Here is a 17,600-nt window from a genome sequence, read left to right as displayed (position 1 = left end):
AAAAAGGGGCGGGGCCGGGATCCGGGTCAGCAGCCGGACTTGCCGGCGTACAGGGCGAGGGCCGTGTTCGACCCGAGCGTCGCCGTGAACTGGCCCGAACTGTTCACGCTCACCGTCTTGTTGCTCTGCACGTCGCAATACGTGCCCGCGGCGAGCGACGTCTGGTAGGTGCGGGTGAGCGCGGAGGACTCGTGGTTGATCGCGACGTAGCCCCTGCCACCGCGGCCGAAGGCGATCGCGTCGGCGCCGTCGTCCCACCAGTCGGTGACGGACTGGCCGCGGGTGACGTTGCGGAAGGCGACCATGGACTGGATCTCGGGCCAGGCGTGCTGGCACTTCCAGCCGTCCTGCCAGCAGGCGTTCACCGTGCCGCCGTTGGGCGGTCCGGCGTCCTTGTCGGTCCATTCGTAGCCGGAGTTGATGTCCGGCGATCCGTAGGGCCAGGCCAGCATGAAGACGTTCGCCAGGGTGTAGTCGGCGCCGTCCTTGTAGTTGAGGGTGTCGCCGCCGCGCTCGGTGTCGTGGTTGTCGACGAAGACGGCGGACTGCCCGGAGGCCATGTAGCCCCAGCCCTCGCCGTAGTTCTTGAGGTAGGCGAGGTTCTCGTTCTGGAAGACGCGCTTGAGGTCGCGGGCGTAGCGGAACTCCTGGACGTCGCCGGTGCCGAGGTACTCGCTGGGCGAGACCGCCTCGCCGGCTCCGTAGATCGCCTCCTGCTTCCAGTAGGCGTTCGGGTTGCTGAGCCGCGACTTGATGTCGGCGAGGTCGGCGGCGGCGATGTGCTTGGCGGCGTCGATCCGGAACCCGTCGACGCCGAGCGAGAGGAGGTCGTTCATGTACGCGGCGATGCGGCCGCGCACGTACTCCTCACCGGTGTCGAGGTCGGCGAGGCCGACGAGCTCGCATTCCTGGACGTTGAACCGGTCCTGGTAGTTGCTGACCTGCGCGGTGCAGTTGTCCATGTCGGCGGCCGAGTAGGTGCCGGGGTAGTCGTACTTGGAGTACGCCGAGCCGCCGGTGCCGGTGCCCGATCCGGCCGCCATGTGGTTGATCACGGTGTCCGTGACGACCTTGACGCCGGCCGCGTGGCAGGTGTCGACCATGTTCTTGAAGGCCGTACGGTCCCCGAGCCTGCCCGCGATCTTGTAGCTGACGGGCTGGTACGAGGTCCACCACTGGGAGCCCTGGATGTGCTCCTGGGGCGGCGAGACCTGGACGTATCCGTAGCCCGCGGGGCCGAGCCGGGCGGTGCACTCCTTCGCCACCGAGTCGAACCGCCACTCGAAGAGGACGGCGGTGACGTCCTTGGCGCCGGGCGGGGCCGCCTGGGCCGTCCCGGCGGATCCGGCGGCTCCTATGAGGGTGCCGGCCGCGAGGGCGAGAGCGGCCGCCCGCGATCTGATAGCCATGTTTCCTCCTGCACGTCGGTGTGCCGATGAGGTGTCCCTGCCAAATCGCAGGGGGCTGTGGGGGGATGCCCTCCCCGGCCGCGCGGGGGCCGGGGAGAGCGGTTCAGAACGTCAGACGGTCCACCACACGGTCGTGTCGGCGGGGACCAGCGTGTGACCGTCGCCCTTCTCGATGTCGTCGGCGGCCGAGCTGGTCAGCAGGACCCGGCCCGACACGGTCATGCGCACCGCGGCGCCCGTCGTGTTCGCGACGCACACGAACGCCTCGCCGCCGTCGCGCGGCTCCCGCCGGAAGGCGAGCACACCCTCGGGCGCCTTCAGCCACTCGACGCAGTCACCCGCGCCCAGCGCCGGGTGCGCGCGCCGCACGGCCAGCGCCGAGCGGTACATCTCCAGGGTCGAGCCGGGCACCCCGGTCTGCGCCTCCACGCTCAGCGCGCCCCAGCCCGCGGGCTGCGGCAGCCACGAGCCGCCCGCCCCGAAGCCGTACGAGGGCCCGTCGACGGTCCACGGGATCGGCACCCGGCATCCGTCGCGGAAGCCGTCCTGCCCGGCCGCGCGGAAGAACGAGGGGTCCTGGCGCACCTCGTCCGGCAGGTCGACGACGTCGGGCAGGCCGAGCTCCTCGCCCTGGTAGACGTAGGCGGAGCCGGGCAGGGCCAGCATGAGCAGGGTCGCGGCGCGGGCGCGGCGCAGGCCGAGCGCCGGGTCGCCGGCGACGCGCTGCTGGGTACCGAGTCCGGGCGGGTTGGCGTAGCGCGTGGTGTGCCGGGTGACGTCGTGGTTGGACAGGACCCAGGTGGCGGGGGCGCCGACGGGACGCATCGAGTCGAGGGAGCGGTCGATGATGTCGCGCAGCTCCGTCGCCTCCCAATAGGAGGACAGGTACTGGAAGTTGAAGGCCTGGTGCAGCTCGTCGGGGCGTACATAGTTCGCGGTGCGCTCGACGGTCGGGGTCCACGCCTCGGCGACGAAGATGCGCCCGCCCGTCTCCCGCCCCCGCCCGTCCGCGGAAGGCCCTGCGGTCCCCAGTTCAATTCCCGCGTACTCGTCGAGGATCAGACGCCAGGCGCGGTAGATGTCGTGCACGCCGTCCTGGTCGAAGAACGGCATGACGTCATTGCCGAGCAGCTTCAGCTGTTCGTGCGCGCCGAGGTCGGGCAGGCCCTCGGCCTTGACGAGGCCGTGCGCGACGTCGATGCGGAAGCCGTCGACGCCCATGTCGAGCCAGAACCGCAGGATGGAGCGGAACTCGTCGCCGACGGCGGGGTGTTCCCAGTTGAGGTCGGGCTGCTCGGGCGCGAAGAGGTGGAGGTACCACTCGCCGTCGGCGACGCGGGTCCAGGCGGGGCCGCCGAAGATGGACTCCCAGTCGTTGGGCGGCAGTTCACCGCTCGCACCCTTGCCCGCCCGGAAGTGGTAGCGCTCGCGCAGCGGCGATCCGGGCCCTTCGGCGAGTGCCCGCTTGAACCACTCGTGCTGGTCGGACGAGTGGTTGGGCACCAGGTCGACGATGACGCGCAGGCCCAGTCCGTGCGCGTCGCGGATCACGGCGTCCGCGTCGAGGAGGGAGCCGAACATGGGGTCCACGGCACGGTAGTCGGCGACGTCGTAGCCGGCGTCCGCCTGCGGGGACGCATAGAACGGGCTGAGCCACACCGCGTCCACGCCGAGGGCTCTGAGGTGCGGGAGCCGGGCGCGGATGCCTTCGAGGTCGCCCATGCCGTCGGCGTTGCTGTCGGCGAAGCTGCGCGGATAGACCTGGTAGATCACCGCGTCGCGCCACCATCCGGTGGACGCCTGCGCGGGAACGGAGGTCGAGGCGGGGGCCGCGCCGGCCTGCGCCGTGTCGGCAGTGTGCTGACTCATGGTGTCCTTGCTGCGTCAGGGGTTTGCGTGCGGGCGGGCGAAGCGGCGGGACTCAGCCCTTGGTGCCGCCCGCCGTGAGGCCGGTGACCAGGTTCCTCTGGACAAGGTAGAAGAACGCGGACACCGGAATGGCGATCAACACCGCGGTCGCCGCCATGTAGTTCCACTGCGCGTCGTGCTCGCTGACGAAGCTGCGCAGGCCCACGGCGAAGGTGTACTTCTCGTCGTCGAGCATGAACGTGGAGGCGAAGGCGACCTCACCGAACGCGGTGATGAAGCTGTAGAACGCGGCGACCGCGAGGCCCGGCTTGGCCAGCGGGACGATCAGCCGGGCGAAGGTGCCGAACGGTGAGAGCCCGTCGATGCGGCCGGCCTCGTCGATCTCGTACGGGATGGTGTCGAAGTAGCCCTTGAGGAGCCACGCGCAGTACGGCACCGCGGTCGAGCAGTACACGAGGATGAGGCCGCCGTACGTGTCGATCAGGCCGAGGTCGCCGAGGATCTCGTACATCGGCACGATCAGGACGGCGATCGGGAACGCCTGCGTGAGCAGCAGGATCCACATCAGCTTGCGGTGGCCGGGGAAGCGCATGCGCGAGACGGCGTAGCCGGTGGTGGCGGCGAACAGGACGCCCACGACCGTCGTGCCCAGGGACACGATCAGCGTGGACTGGAGCCACTTGAAGAAGTTGGTGTGCTCCAGGACGAACGAGTAGTTCGAGAAGGTCGCCTTGTCGAGGATGCGCCCGGGGTGGAGGTAGTCGTCCTTGTCCGGGCCGAGCGACAGATAGACCAGCCAGGCGATCGGGAAGAGGGCTGTCAGGCTCGCGACGCTCAGCACGCCGTGCGACAGGAACGTCGCGAGGCGGCTGCGCTCGCCGCGCCGGCGCATCCTGCGCGGGCGGACGGCTTCGGTGACCGGCTGCGCGCCGGCCGCCGGGGTGTCGACGGTCGTGGTGCTCATGGGGGCGGCTCCTGCGGCGTCAGGCGAGCTGCTCATTGCGGTTCAGCCAGCGGTAGTAGAAGGACGTGAAGACGGCGAGGAGCGACAGGAGCAGCACGCCGTACGCGGCGGACTGGGCGTAGTCGCGCGGCTGCTGGCCGAAGCCCAGGTAGTAGGCCCAGGTGACGAGGATCTGGGCGTCGGGCGCGGTGTTGCCGAACAGCAGGAAGACGACGTTGAACTGGTTGAACGTCCAGATGACGCCGAGCAGTACGACGGTGGAACTGACCGACCTGAGGCCGGGCAGTGTGACGTTCCAGAAGCGCTGCCAGGGGCTCGCGCCGTCCATCTCCGCGGCCTCGTAGAGCACCGGGTCGATCGACTGGAGGCCGCCGAGCAGCGACACCATCATGAACGGCACGCCGCACCAGGTGTTGACCAGGATGGCGGCCGCGCGCTGGAAGAAGGTGTCCTCCAGCCACTGCGGCTGCGGCAGATGCAGTGAGCCGAGCACGGAGTTGATGATCCCCGAGTCGGACAGCATGATCCGCCACGAGAACACGGTGACGAACGTCGGTACGGCCCACGGCAGGATGAGCAGCAGCCGGTAGAAGGTGCGCCCGCGCATCTTCTGGTTGAGGAGCATCGCGAGGCCGAGCCCGATGACGTAGTGCAGGGCGACGCAGAGCGCCGTCCACACGATCGTCCAGATGAAGTGCGACCAGAACCGGTCGTAGGAGGTCGGACCCCACAGGATGTCGGCATAGTTGTCGAACCCGATGAACCGGTACGTGGCGTCGATGTGGTTGACGCCGATCGTGCGGGCCGAGTTGAGGCTGTCGGCGTCGGTGAGCGTCAAGTAGAAGCCGCGTACCAGGGGATAGATCACGAGGACCCCGAGCACGAGGACGACCGGCGCGATCATCGCGTACGCGTACCAGTGTTTCTGGTACGAGCGCCGCAGGCGCTCGAGCGGGCCGGGGCGCGGCGCGCGGCCGCCGCGCGTCTGGGCGGCCGTGCTGTCGACGGCGACTGTCATGGTTCGGCACCTTCTGGGGGTCGGCTGCTCAGTGCGTGCGGCGCGGCGCCGCCGGTTCCGCCCGCCCCCTCGCGGGCGGAACCGGCGGCAGCCGTCGAAGAGGGGTCACTTGCTGAAGTCGGGGACCAGCTTCACGTACGCGTTCTGCGCGTTGCCGATGCCCTTGTCCAGGGACTCCTTGCCGGTGGCGACCTTGGGCCACTCGGTGTCGAGCGGGGCCCACAGCGAGCTGTACTCGGGCAGTTCGGGGCGCGGCTGCGCGGCGGTGAGGACCTTCTGGAAACCGGCGATGCCCGGGTCGGTGACGACCTTCGTGGTGTACGCGTCCTGGCGCGTGGGCAGCGTCGAGTTCTTGAGGGCGATCTGCTCCTGCGTGGCCGCGGAGGTCATCCACTTCACGAACTTGAGCGAGGCCTCCTGGTGGGCCTTGTCCGAGCCGGCGTAGACCGAGAGGTTGTGGCCGCCGGTGGGGGCGCCCGCCTTGCCGGTGGAGCCGGCCGGGACGGTCGCGATGCCCAGGTTCTCCTTGTCCTTGAACGCGGAGCCCTTGTAGAAGTTGGTGATCTCCCACGGGCCCTGGATGATCGCGGCGACCTTGCCGTTCACGAACGCGTCCTGGATGTGGGCGTACGCGTCGGCGGTGGCGTCGGCCTTGTGCAGGCCCTTGCCGTCGAAGAGGCCCTGCCAGGTGGTGAGGCCCTTCTTGGCCTCGGGCGAACCGATGGTGATCTTCTTCGCGGTGGCGTCGACGGTGTCGCTGCCCTCGCCGTACAGGAACGGCATCGAGTAGTAGCCCTGCGTGGAGCCCCAGTAGCCGTCGACGCCCGTCTTCGACTTGATCTTGGCCGCATCGGCCTTCAGGTCGGCCCAGTCGGCGGGCGGCAGGTCGATGCCGGCCTTCTTGAAGAGGTCCTTGTTGTAGACGAGGGCCAGGGTGTCGGTGACCAGCGGCGTGCCGTAGGTCTTGCCGTCGAACTGGGCCTGCTTGATCAGGCTCGGCTGGAACTTGTCCTTCTCGGCGAGGGCCTCGGTGCCGTCGAGGGGCAGGAGGTAGCTCTTCTTCGCGAAGGCGGGCGTCCAGCCGACCTCGGCGCGCAGCACGTCGGGGGCGCCCTTGGAGCCCGCGGCGGTGTCGAACTTGTTCTGCGCCTGGTCGAAGGGGACGTTGACGTAGTTGACCTTGATGCCGGAGTTCGCCTTCTCGAACTCCTTGACCAGGGCCTTGTACGTCGGCGCCTCGTTGGTGGCGTTGGACGTGTCCCACCACGTGATGGTGACGGGCCCCGACGCCTTGTCACTGCCGCTGTCGCTTCCGCCGCAGGCCGTCGCCGCGAGGGCGAGGGACGCCACCAGCGCGGTGGCCGCTATGCCACGCCGCATGAGATCTCCTAGAGGGTGAAAGCCCGAAGTGGTGGGAGACGGTCCCGTCCGTACCCCTGCCGACTCGCCGACCGCACCGTTGCCGCCGCCGGGCGACGTGAACGTAACAGCGTTGCAAGCACGGCGAAAGACCTTGCAGAAAAATATTGCAAGGAGATCCAGTCGGTTATCGGTCCGTGACCTGCGCTCCGGTGCAACCGGCACATCGCCGGGCCTGACAAGCCATGGATGCCTTGTGCAAGAATCTGCAAGCTCTTGCTACACCGGGCCGGCGCGGGGATCATCGGAACCCCATGGGCCCCACGCGAGCCACATGCCAGTCACACGAGGGAGCGCCATGACGCAGCAGTCCGCAGCGGGCCGTTCAACTGCCCGCACGCGGCGACCGGTTGACGGTGGGCAGTCCGGCACGCGACCGGTACAGTCCCATCCCGTGACCGCGCGACTGGCCGACATCGCAGCGCAGGCGGGGGTCAGCGAGGCGACGGTCAGCCGGGTGCTCAACGGCAAGCCGGGGGTGGCCGCGGCCACCCGCCAGTCCGTGCTCGCCGCGCTCGACGTCCTCGGCTACGAGCGGCCCGTGCGGCTGCGCCAGCGCTCCGCCGGACTGGTCGGCCTGATCACGCCGGAGCTGGAGAACCCCATATTCCCGGCGCTCGCCCAGGTCATCGGCCAGGCCCTGACCCGCCAGGGCTACACGCCGGTCCTCGCCACCCAGACCCCCGGCGGCTCCACCGAGGACGAGCTCACGGAGATGCTCGTCGACCGGGGCGTCTCCGGCATCATCTTCGTCTCCGGGCTGCACGCCGACACCTCGGCGGACATGCAGCGCTACGAGCAACTGCGTGCGCAGGGCGTGCCGTTCGTGCTGGTGGACGGGTTCTCGCCGAAGGTGCAGGCACCTTTCATCTCCCCGGACGACCGGGCCGCGATGAAGCTCGCCGTCACCCACCTCGTCTCGCTGGGTCATACAAGGATCGGACTCGCCCTGGGCCCGAAGCGGTTCGTGCCGGTCCAGCGGAAGATCGAGGGCTTCGTACGCACGATGCAGGACCTCCTGCCCCTGCCCCCCGAGGAGATCGAGCGGGATCTGGTGCAGCATTCGCTGTACACGCTGGAGGGCGGGCAGGCGGCGGCCACGGCGCTCATCGACCGGGGCTGCACGGCGGTCGTGTGCGCCAGCGACATGATGGCCCTCGGCGCCATCAGGGCGGCGCGGCAGCGAGGCCTCGACGTCCCGTCCGACGTCTCGGTGGTCGGCTTCGACGACTCCCCGCTGATCGCCTTCACCGACCCGCCCCTGACCACGGTGCGCAAGCCGGTCCCGGCGATGGGCCAGGCCGCCGTCCGCACGCTCCTCGAGGAGATCGGCGGGACGCCGGCGCCGCACAGCGAATTCGTCTTCATGCCCGAACTGGTGGTCCGCGGTTCAACCGCTTCGGCCCCAGGGGACCGCCTGCCGCGCCCCTAGGTAATCAGTCCTCCGCAGGACGTAGAGCATGCGCGAATGACCCACCCGGGGGATGATCGAGCGGGGGAACAGAATCTGGCAGACTCTGTCCCTATGGGTGAATCGACCGTGACGACACTGGAAGGCCGGCAGGGGCCCACCACATCACCCATGGCGGACAACCGCCGCGATGGGCGGGGACTCCTGGGCCGTATACGCGCACCGCGTCGCCCCAGGCTCTGGTTCGAGATCCTGCTGATCGCGGTGAGCTACTGGACATACTCCCTGATCCGCAACGCCGTTCCGGAGCAGCGTTCGCAGGCCCTGAGCAACGCCGACTGGATCTGGCGGATGGAGCACCACCTCTCCATCGCCGTCGAGGAGAACGTCAACCACGCCGTGAATTCGGTGACATGGCTCATCGTCGGCATGAACTACTACTACGCGACACTGCACTTCATCGTCACGCTCAGTGTGCTCGTCTGGCTCTTCCGCTACCATCCCGGCCGCTACGCGGCGGCCCGGCTCGCGCTCTTCGCGACGACGGCGGTCGCCCTGGTCGGCTACTACCTGTACCCGCTCGCCCCGCCCCGCCTGATGAACGGCGGCCACTTCGTCGACACGGTCGCGGTCCACCACACCTGGGGCTCGATGGCGTCCGGCGACCTGAAACACATGTCGAACCAGTACGCGGCGATGCCGTCCATGCACATCGGCTGGTCCCTGTGGTGCGGCCTGACGATCTTCGCCCTGGCCTCGGCGCCGTGGGTACGGATCCTCGGACTCCTGTACCCGGCACTGACCCTGGTCGTCATCGTCTCGACCGCGAACCACTTCTGGCTGGACGCGGTGGGCGGCATGGTGTGCCTCGCGTTCGGCTTCACGATGGCGCGGATCTGGTACGGGGCGCTCCCGCACACCATGCCGCGCCTCGTGCCCGCGCCCGCCACGTCCGGGGTCACGCCCCCCGGTACGTGAGGTGACCACCGACCGCCGTCAGGCGGACCGGCGCCTGCGCCACCTCGTCGGCCGGGGCCTCGACCGGGTCGAGGCCGAACGCCGTGAGGTCGGCCCGCAGACCGGGGGCGATACGCCCGGCGTCCTCACCGGCGGCGAGCGCCGCGTGTGACGTGCAGCCCTCCAGCGCCATGAGCCCCGTCAGCCCCTGCGCGGGCCCGGCGGCGCCCTCGGGGACGCGAGCCATGGACAGGACCCGGCGCACGTCGTAGTGCGCGATCGGCCAGTCCGAGCCCAGTGCCAGAACCGCGCCGGCGTCCCGCAGGTCCCGGATGCGCCAGGCGCGCGAGGCCCGGTCCGCGCCGAGCCGCTTCGACCACTCGTCGCCGTGGTCACCGCGGGTGTACGCGGTGTGCGGCGGCTGCATCGACGCGGCGACGCCGAGCGCGGCGAACCGCGGGATCGTGTCGTCGGGCACCGTCTCGATGTGCTCGATCCGGTGCACGCCCCGGCCGCTCGCGCCCAGGGACTCGACGGTGTCCAGGACGTGCCGCACGGCAGCGTCCCCGATCGCGTGGGTCGCGGTGCCGACGCCCGCCGCGTGCAGGTGGCGCACGGCGTCCGCGTACGCCTTCGGGTCCGGCCAGAACGCGTCGGTGCCCTGGCCGTGGCAGTCCGCGTGCTCCAGCCACGCGGTGCCGCCCTCGACGGTGCCGTCCATGAAGAACTTGACCCCGCCGACCCGCCAGTGCCGCCCGGCCTCGCGCTGGACGGCGATCAGCTCGTCCAGGCCGGCCCGGTCGACGCCCGGCATGCACCAGGGCGCGAGCCGCAGCCGCAGCGGCAGCACGGCCTCCTCCTCGACCGAGGCCAGCAGCTGCGGTACGTCGCCGTGGCCGAGGTCCATGACGTGGGCTCCGGTCAGGCCCGTGGCTGCCATGTCGGACAGCAGGGCGAGCAGCCCGGCGCGGCGCTCGGCGAACGAGGGCCTCGGCATGACGGCGAGCATCAGGTCCATCGCCGCGTGCTCGACCAGGTGCCCGGTCGGGCGGCCGTCCGCGTCACAGACGATCTTCGCGCGCTGGACGAACTCGCGCGGCCCGGTGATCCCGGCCGCCGCGAGCGCGGCCCCGCTGGCCAGCGCGGAGTGCCCGTCGTAGAGGCGGACGAAGGCGGGCGCGCCGTCGAGTACGTCCTCGATCAGGGCGCGGTCGACGGGACGGCCGCCGAACGCGTTGTGGTCGAGCCCCCAGGCCACGACCCAGCCGTCGGCGCGGGGCGCCGAGCGCAGGGCAGCCCGCAGCTCGTCCGGGTTCCGTACGCCGGACAGGTCGGTCCCGGTCGCCATCTCCAGGCCCCACACCGGGTGGCTGTGCGCGTCGACCAGGCCGGGCACGAGGGTCGCGCCGGTGAGGTCGACGCGTTCCGTGCCCGGTCCGCTCCAGTCGCGTACGACGTCCTCGGTGGCGCCCACGGCGGCGATCAGACCGTCGCGGACGGCCACGGCGGTCGCCTCGGGGTGCGCGGGGTCGAGGGTGCGGACGCGGGCGCCGGTGAGGAGGAGGTCGGCTGCGGGCATGGGGTGAACTCCGTTCGGGGTGGGGCTGTGTTCCGTAGGGACGTGCCTAGGCGTCGGCGGACGGCTCCGCCGCGAAGCGTTCGTACACGTCGGGCTTGGTGCGGCGCAGACGGCGGGCGAGGGCGATGCCGAGGACGAAGACGGCGGGGGCCACGGCCATGAGAACCATGTTGACCAGGGAGGACGCGCCCGTGAACAGGTCGAGGTGGGTGCAGACCAGCACGATCGCGATGCTGAGGAGCACCGTCGCCGCGATCGGCGCGACGACCGTGCGCAGCACGCCCTCCTCGTGGGTGATGCGGCGGAAGTAGAACGGCACGGCGATCGCGGCGAGCAGCTGGAGCGCCATCAGGCCGATCATGCCGGGGGTGTTCACCCACAGGAGCAGCTGCGCGTACGGGTCGGCGCCCGCGGCCCAGAAGGCGAGGACGACGGCCGCGCCGAGCACGGTCTGCGCGACGCCCGCGACGTACGGGGAGCGGTGCTTGGCGTGGACCGTGCCGAAGGCCTTCGGCAGGACGCCCTCCTCGGCGAGCGCGAGCCCGTAGCGGTTGATCGCGTTGTGGAAGGCGAGGAGCGAGGCGAGGACGCTGGTGACGATGAGGATGTGCATCAGGTCGGCCGCCCAGCCGCCCACGAAGGTGGTGATGGCGGAGAAGAACAGGCCGGCCGGGTCGCTGCCGGCCGCCTCGACGACGTGGGCGTCGCCGAAGGCCTGGATGACGGTCCAGACGATGAACGCGTAGAACAGGCCGAGGAAGGCGACCGCGATGTAGGTCGCGCGGCGCACCGTGCGGCCGGGGTCGCGGGCCTCACGGCGGTAGATGACGGTCGACTCGAAGCCGGTGAACGCGGCGAAGGCGAAGGCGAGTACTGCGGCGGTGCCGGGCACGAGCACGTTGCCCGGCGCGAAGGACGCGGCGGACAGGCCGTGCGCGCCGCCCTTGAGGAGCACGCCGCCCGCGAGCAGGACGAGGATGCCGGTCTCGGCGCAGAGCAGGACGCCGAGGAGTTTGGCTCCGAAGTCGATGGACCGGAAACCGCCGTACCAGATGAGCACGAGCCCCGCGAGGGACACGGGCAGCCAGGGGATGTCGATGCCGAAGAGGGCGTGCAGGGTGTCCTGCGTGGCGGTGCCCAGCAGGCCGTAGACGCCGATCTCCATGCCGTTGTAGCCGACCATGGCCAGCAGGGCGGCGCCGATGCCGACGGAGCGTCCGAGGCCGCGTGTGATGTACGCGTAGAAGGCGCCCGCGCTGCGGACGTGGCGGCTCATCGTGGTGAAGCCGACGGCGAAGACGGCGAGCGTCAGACCGGCGAGGAGATAGCCGACGGGGGCGCCGATGCCGCCGAGCGCGATGGCGAACGGGGCGACGCCCGCCATGACGGTGAGCGGGGCGGCGGCGGAGACGACGAAGAAGGCGATGTCGGCGGTGCCGAGGGTGCCGGCGCGCAGGGTGGGTTCCGCGACGGTGGCGGTCGCGCTGTCCTGCGTCTGCGGTGAGGTCACGGGCATGGGGAAGGAAGCCCTTCTGGCAGCGGGGGACGGGGGTCCCGGAGGCGTCGTCCCGGTGACCGGGAAGCGAAACCTAAAGGCTTTCGGTTTCGGCAATGTAGCCTCCCTCTGGGCATTCGGGAAGACCTCAGATTCGGGGAGCGCGCGATGGGACGGCCGAGCAAGCCGCTGCTGGACAGGGAGCGGATCACCACGACCGCACTCGAACTCGTCGACGAGCAGGGCGACTTCAGCGTGCCGCGGATCGCCAGGCGGCTCGGGGTCCAGACGGGATCCGTGTATCACCATGTGGACGGCCGGGACGGGATCGTGGAGCTGCTGCGCGAGCGGGTCGCCGCCGCGATCGACCCCACGACGCTCGCCCGCGACGAGCGGCCGTGGGACGGGGCGCTCGCGGACTGGGCCCGCTCCTACCGGGCCGCCTTCGCCGCCCACCCCAAGGCGATCCCGCTGCTCACCACGTCACCCGTGCGGGCCCAGCGCGTCCTCGACCAGTACGAGCTCGCGGCCGGGCTCCTGCTCGACGCCGGGTTCGCCCTGCCGGACGTGATGCCGGTGATCATCGGCCTGGAGAACGTCGTACTGGGCTCCGCCCTGGACATGGCGGCGCCGCAGGCGATGTGGGAACTGACCGACGAGACGGCGACGCCGCGCCTGGCGGCGGCCCTGGCCGCGATGGGCACGGACCGCGCCGACGCGGCCTTCGAACTGGCCCTGACCGGGTTCCTCGCCCACGTGTCCGCGATGGCCGGGTGACCCTCCGGGCCCACGCCCGATGGCCCTCCGGGCCTACGCCCCGTAGAAGCGCTCCTCCATCACCGCGCGCGCCCGGCGCGTCATGCGGCGGTAGTCCTCCAGCATGTCGCCGACGTGGCCGGGGTCGTAACCCAAGTACCGCCCCACCGCCGCCAGTTCGCGCCCGTCGGACGGGAACGTGTCGCCCGGGCGGCCGCGGACCAGCATGACCGCGCCGCGCACGCGGGACGCGAGGATCCACGCCTCGTCGAGGATCGCCGCCTCCTCGCCCGGGATCAGCTCCGCCGCGCACGCCGCGGCGAGCGCCTCCCGCGTACGGGTCGTGCGCAGCCCCGGCTCCGCCCACCCGTGCTGGAGCTGGAGGAGCTGGACGGTCCACTCGACGTCGGACAGCCCGCCGCGGCCCAGCTTCGTGTGCAGCGTCGGATCGGCGCCGCGCGGCAGCCGCTCGGACTCCATGCGCGCCTTGAGCCGCCGGATCTCACGCACGGCGTCCTCGCCGAGGCCCTCCGCGGGGAACCGCAGCGGGTCGATGAGATCGATGAAGCGCCGCCCCAGGTCCAGGTCGCCCGCGACCGGTTCGGCCCGCAGGAGTGCCTGCGACTCCCACACCAGGGACCACCTGCGGTAGTACGCCTCATAGGACTTGAGGGTGCGCACGAGCGGCCCCGTCTTGCCCTCGGGCCGCAGGTCCGCGTCGATGAGGAGCGGCGGATCCGCGCTCGGCAGGGCGAGCAGCCGCTGCATCTCGGACACGACGCGGTTCGCGGCCTTCGCCGCCTCCTGGTCGCCTACGCCCTCGCGCGGCTCGTGCACGAACAGCACATCGGCGTCCGACCCGTAGCCGAGCTCGTGCCCGCCGAACCGCCCCATGGCGATGACGGCGAACCGGGTGGGCAGCTCGTCGCCCCATCCCTCGCGCACGACGGCCCGCAGCGTCCCGGCGAGGGTCGCGGCCGTGATGTCGGAGACCGCCCCGCCGACGCGGTCCACCAGCGCGCCCTGGTCGGCCTCGGCAGGTGTGTCCTCGGTGCCGTACGAGGCGATGATGTCGGCGGCCGACGTGCGGAACAGCTCGCGCCGCCGTACACCACGGGCCGCGGCGACGGCCTGCTCGGCGCCGCTCGCGCGGCCGACCGCGGCGAGCACCTCCTGCTCCAACTGGGCGTGCCCGCGCGGTTCGAGGCCCTGCTGGTCGCCGAGCAGGGCGACGGCCTCCGGCGCGCGCATCAGCAGATCGGGCGCGAGCCGGCCGGCCGAGAGGACGCGCGCGAGGTTCTCCGCGGCCGCGCCCTCGTCCCGCAGCAGCCGCAGGTACCAGGGCGTCTTGCCGAGCGCGTCGGACACCTTGCGGAAGTTGAGCAGTCCGGCGTCCGGGTCGGCGGAGTCGGCGAACCAGCCGAGGAGCACCGGGAGCAGCGTCCGCTGGATCGCCGCCTTGCGGGTCACGCCGGAGGCCAGCGCCTCCAGATGGCGCAGCGCGGCGCTCGGGTCGTGGTAGCCGAGGGCGACGAGCCGTTCACGCGCGGCCTCGGCGCTCAACCTGGTCTCGCCGGAGGCGAGTTGGGCCACGGCGTCGAGCAGCGGCCGGTAGAAGAGCTTCTCGTGCAGACGGCGCACGACCGAGGTGTGGCGGCGCCAGGCGCGGTGGAGTTCGGTGATCGGCTCGGTCCGCATGCCCATGGAGCGCCCGGTGCGCCGCAGGTCCGCGTCGCCCTCGGGGACCAGGTGCGTACGCCTCAGCCGGTAGAGCTGGATGCGGTGTTCGAGGGTGCGCAGGAAGCGGTAGGCGTCGTCGAGCTGGACGGCGTCGACCCGCCCCACGTATCCGCCGTCGGCGAGTGCGGCCAGCGCGTCCAGGGTGGTGCCGCTGCGCAGCGAGAGGTCCGCCCTGCCGTGCACCAACTGCAGGAGCTGTACGGCGAATTCGACGTCCCGGAGCCCGCCGGGCCCCAGCTTCAGCTCCCGGTCGACCTCGCCGGCGGGGATGTTCTCGACGACGCGCTTGCGCATCTTCTGCACGTCGGGCACGAAGTTCTCGCGCTCGGCGGCCTGCCAGACGAGGGGCGAGAGCGTCCTGATGTACGCGTCGCCGAGTTCGAGGTCGCCGGCGACGGGCCGCGCCTTGAGCAGCGCCTGGAACTCCCAGGTCTTGGCCCAGCGCTGGTAGTAGGCGAGATGCGAGGAGAGCGTCCGCACGAGGGGGCCGTTGCGCCCCTCGGGGCGCAGGTTGGCGTCGACGGGCCAGATCGTGCCCTCGACGGTCGTGTCGGAGCAGATCCGCATCATGTGCGAGGCGAGCCGGGTGGCGGCCTGGATCGCCTTGCCCTCGTCGGCGCCCTCGACGGCCTCGCCGACGAAGATGACGTCCACGTCGGACACGTAGTTGAGTTCGTGTCCGCCGCACTTGCCCATCGCGATGACGGCGAGCCGGCACAGCGCGGCGTCCCCGGGCGCGTCCGCCTCCGCCATGGCGAGGGCCGCGCGCAGGGTGGCCGTGGCCAGGTCGGCGAGTTCGGCGGCGGTCTGCGCGACGTCGGTCGTCCCGCACACGTCACGGGCGGCGATCGACAGGAGGCAGCGCCGGTAGCCGACCCGCAGGGCGTTCGGGTCGACGGCGTCCGCGAGGCCCCGCTCGAACTCCTCCACACCCGGGTGCAGGTCGGACGGCTCGTAGGTGACGAGGGCCTGCCAGTCCAGCGGATGCCGGGCCAGATGGTCGGCGAGCGCCTCGGACGCGCCGAGGACACCGAGGAGCCGGTCGCGCAGCGGCTTGGCCGTGATGAGCGTGTCGAGGAGCTCCCGGCGCTCGGGGTCGCCGGCCTGCGCCTCGACGAGCCGGACCAGACCGAGGAGGGCCAGATCGGGGTCGGCGGTGGCGCCGAGGGCGTCGAGAAGCATCGGGTCGGAGCGCACGGCCGACAGGCCCGGCGCGTCCAGGAGCCGCTCGGCGGCGGAGGGATCCGTGAAACCGTGCCGCAGCAGCCGCGTGAACGTACTGCTCCTGCGCCCTTGCGGCACCGACATCGCACGGCCTCCTGTTCGATCACGCACTGGTCCAGAGCCTAAGGCTTCGCCGGTGAGTTCCGCCCGCGTGCGGGGTCTGCCCTTTGACGGGAGCATCGGGAGAGCGGGAGGCGGATCGTGACGCATACGGAACCCCTGGCCCGAGCGTACGGCGGGTACACGGTACGGCCGTACGGGCGTCGGCGCTTCGCGCGGCCGGCACATCCCCACGTCGAAGAACGCAGCCGAGAACCGCAGCCGGAAAGGGCGCACCCATGGACTGGACCCTCGAGGTGATCGTCGTACCCGTGTCGGACGTCGACCGGGCGAAGGACTTCTACGAGAACCGGGTCGGCTTCAAGGTCGACGTCGACCAGGTCGTCACGGAGGGCGTCCGCATCGTCCAGCTGACGCCGCCCGGGTCGCGCTGCTCGATCGCCCTGGAGCAGGGCCTGCCGGGCGCGCCGGGGCAGCGGGCGATGCGGCCGGGATCGCTGACCGGTGTCCAGATGTGCGTGACGGACATCGACGCGGCGCGGGTCGAGCTGCTCGAGCGGGGCGTGGACGTGAGCCCGGTGCAGCACGTGGGGGCCGAGGGCTGGGAGGACGGGCCCGGCGACGTCTGGAACTCGTTCCTGTTCTTCGCCGACCCGGACGGCAACGGCTGGACGGTGCAGCAGGCGCCGGCCCCGCTGTCGGAGCGCTGAGGGTTCACCGCCTCTTCACATGCGCGTGGGACGGGGGCATTTTGGCGTGTGCATGCTCTAGCCGCACCGCCGCCGTCTCTCCCCCCACCGGAGGTCTCACGTGCCCGGCAGATCACTGTTCCGACGCGGCCGCACCGCGGCGCTCGCTTCGGCCTTCGCCCTGACCGCCACCGCGGTCGCGCTCTGGTCCGGCGTGGGCGGCTCGTCCGCGCAGGCCGCGGCGGGCGTTCCCACCCCGGACCACACCGTGGTCGTGGTCTTCGAGAACCACGCCTACAACCAGGTGATCGGCTCCTCCAGCGCCCCGTACATCAACAGCCTGAAGACGAACGGCGCGAGCCTCTCGGCGTCGTACGCGCTGACGCACCCGAGCCAGCCGAACTACTTCGCGCTGTTCTCGGGCGCCACGCAGGGCATCACGGACGACAGCTGCTACACGCCGGGCTTCTCCTCCCAGCCCAACCTGGCCTCCGAGCTGATCGCCGCCGGCAAGACCTGGGGCAGCTACAACGAGGGCCTGCCGAGCCAGGGTTCGACCACCTGCTCGTCCGGCGACTACGCCCGCAAGCACAACCCGTGGTTCGGGTTCAGCAACGTCCCCACCTCCACGGCGAAGACGTTCGCGCAGTTCCCCTCGGACTACTCGACGCTCCCCCAGGTCTCCTTCGTGGTCCCCGACCTGTGCAGCGACATGCACGACTGCTCGGTGTCTACCGGTGACACCTGGCTGAAGAACAACCTGTCCGCCTACGCGACCTGGGCGAAGGCGCACAACAGCCTCCTCGTCGTCACCTTCGACGAGGACAACCGCCTGGCCGGCAACAAGATCCCGACGGTCCTCTACGGCCAGCAGGTCACCCCGGGCGCCACCTCGGCGACCACCTACAACCACTACGACGTCCTGCGCACCATCGAGGACATGCACGGCCTCCCGCACGCGGGCAACGCGGCGTCCGGCAAGGACATCACGGGCATCTGGACGTCCTGAC

The 17,600-nt window shown here is 71.0% G+C and carries 13 protein-coding genes; 5 read left to right on the top strand and 8 right to left on the bottom strand.

What is annotated here, in order from left to right; all coding sequences use genetic code 11:
- Positions 1-26: 26 nt before the first annotated feature.
- The 5 genes from ACZ67T_RS05270 to ACZ67T_RS05250 form a co-directional block, all read right to left on the bottom strand.
- Positions 27-1,409, bottom strand: a complete 1,383-nt coding sequence (locus tag ACZ67T_RS05270) for an alpha-amylase (RefSeq protein ID WP_469981645.1) — start codon at positions 1,407-1,409, stop codon at positions 27-29.
- Positions 1,410-1,520: 111 nt separating this feature from the next.
- Positions 1,521-3,278 (bottom strand): glycoside hydrolase family 13 protein, encoded by a 1,758-nt coding sequence (locus tag ACZ67T_RS05265; protein ID WP_469981644.1) that lies wholly within the window; start codon positions 3,276-3,278, stop codon positions 1,521-1,523.
- A 52-nt stretch (positions 3,279-3,330) separates the two neighbouring features.
- Entirely contained in the window at positions 3,331-4,242 is a 912-nt protein-coding gene (locus tag ACZ67T_RS05260; protein WP_469981643.1) for a sugar ABC transporter permease, read from the bottom strand.
- Positions 4,243-4,261: 19 nt separating this feature from the next.
- Entirely contained in the window at positions 4,262-5,260 is a 999-nt protein-coding gene (locus tag ACZ67T_RS05255; RefSeq protein WP_469981642.1) for a carbohydrate ABC transporter permease, read from the bottom strand.
- 105 nt (positions 5,261-5,365) lie between these two features.
- On the bottom strand, positions 5,366-6,640 hold the full coding sequence (locus ACZ67T_RS05250; RefSeq protein WP_469981641.1) for an extracellular solute-binding protein: 1,275 nt from the start codon (positions 6,638-6,640) through the stop codon (positions 5,366-5,368).
- Between the two features lie 433 nt (positions 6,641-7,073).
- On the opposite strand from ACZ67T_RS05250, the gene ACZ67T_RS05245 reads away from it, so the two are divergent.
- Both ACZ67T_RS05245 and ACZ67T_RS05240 read left to right on the top strand, forming a co-directional pair.
- Positions 7,074-8,111, top strand: coding sequence for a LacI family DNA-binding transcriptional regulator (locus ACZ67T_RS05245; RefSeq protein ID WP_469981640.1), 1,038 nt, complete (start codon positions 7,074-7,076; stop codon positions 8,109-8,111).
- Positions 8,112-8,204: 93 nt separating this feature from the next.
- A complete protein-coding gene (locus ACZ67T_RS05240) occupies positions 8,205-9,068 on the top strand; it encodes a phosphatase PAP2 family protein (protein ID WP_469981639.1) in 864 nt (287 codons plus the stop codon).
- Here the strand turns inward: ACZ67T_RS05240 and ACZ67T_RS05235 are convergent.
- Together ACZ67T_RS05235 and ACZ67T_RS05230 are read right to left on the bottom strand one after the other, a co-directional pair.
- Positions 9,049-10,626 carry an amidohydrolase gene (locus ACZ67T_RS05235; protein ID WP_469981638.1) on the bottom strand — a complete coding sequence of 526 codons (1,578 nt, stop codon included), beginning with the start codon at positions 10,624-10,626 and terminating at the stop codon, positions 9,049-9,051. The two genes, ACZ67T_RS05240 and ACZ67T_RS05235, sit on opposite strands and share 20 nt — an antisense overlap.
- A 46-nt stretch (positions 10,627-10,672) precedes the next feature.
- Positions 10,673-12,142, bottom strand: a complete 1,470-nt coding sequence (locus ACZ67T_RS05230) for an APC family permease (RefSeq protein ID WP_469981637.1) — start codon at positions 12,140-12,142, stop codon at positions 10,673-10,675.
- A 147-nt stretch (positions 12,143-12,289) separates the two neighbouring features.
- On the opposite strand from ACZ67T_RS05230, the gene ACZ67T_RS05225 reads away from it, so the two are divergent.
- The gene (locus tag ACZ67T_RS05225; protein ID WP_469981636.1) at positions 12,290-12,898 is read left to right on the top strand and encodes a TetR/AcrR family transcriptional regulator C-terminal domain-containing protein; all 609 of its coding nucleotides are present in this window, start codon (positions 12,290-12,292) and stop codon (positions 12,896-12,898) included.
- 33 nt (positions 12,899-12,931) lie between these two features.
- Here the strand turns inward: ACZ67T_RS05225 and ACZ67T_RS05220 are convergent, their stop codons facing one another.
- Positions 12,932-15,925, bottom strand: coding sequence for a bifunctional [glutamine synthetase] adenylyltransferase/[glutamine synthetase]-adenylyl-L-tyrosine phosphorylase (locus tag ACZ67T_RS05220; protein WP_469981635.1), 2,994 nt, complete (start codon positions 15,923-15,925; stop codon positions 12,932-12,934).
- Between the two features lie 254 nt (positions 15,926-16,179).
- Between ACZ67T_RS05220 and ACZ67T_RS05215 the strand changes: the two genes are divergently transcribed.
- Both ACZ67T_RS05215 and ACZ67T_RS05210 read left to right on the top strand, forming a co-directional pair.
- Positions 16,180-16,611: a VOC family protein gene (locus tag ACZ67T_RS05215; RefSeq protein WP_469981634.1), complete on the top strand. Its 432-nt coding sequence runs from the start codon at positions 16,180-16,182 to the stop codon at positions 16,609-16,611.
- Between the two features lie 100 nt (positions 16,612-16,711).
- A complete protein-coding gene (locus tag ACZ67T_RS05210) occupies positions 16,712-17,599 on the top strand; it encodes an alkaline phosphatase family protein (RefSeq protein ID WP_326776076.1) in 888 nt (295 codons plus the stop codon).
- Position 17,600: the final 1 nt, after the last annotated feature.

It is taken from the genome of Streptomyces sp. NPDC107517 (assembly GCF_055582645.1).
This window is presented reverse-complemented; position numbering and strand designations above follow the sequence as displayed.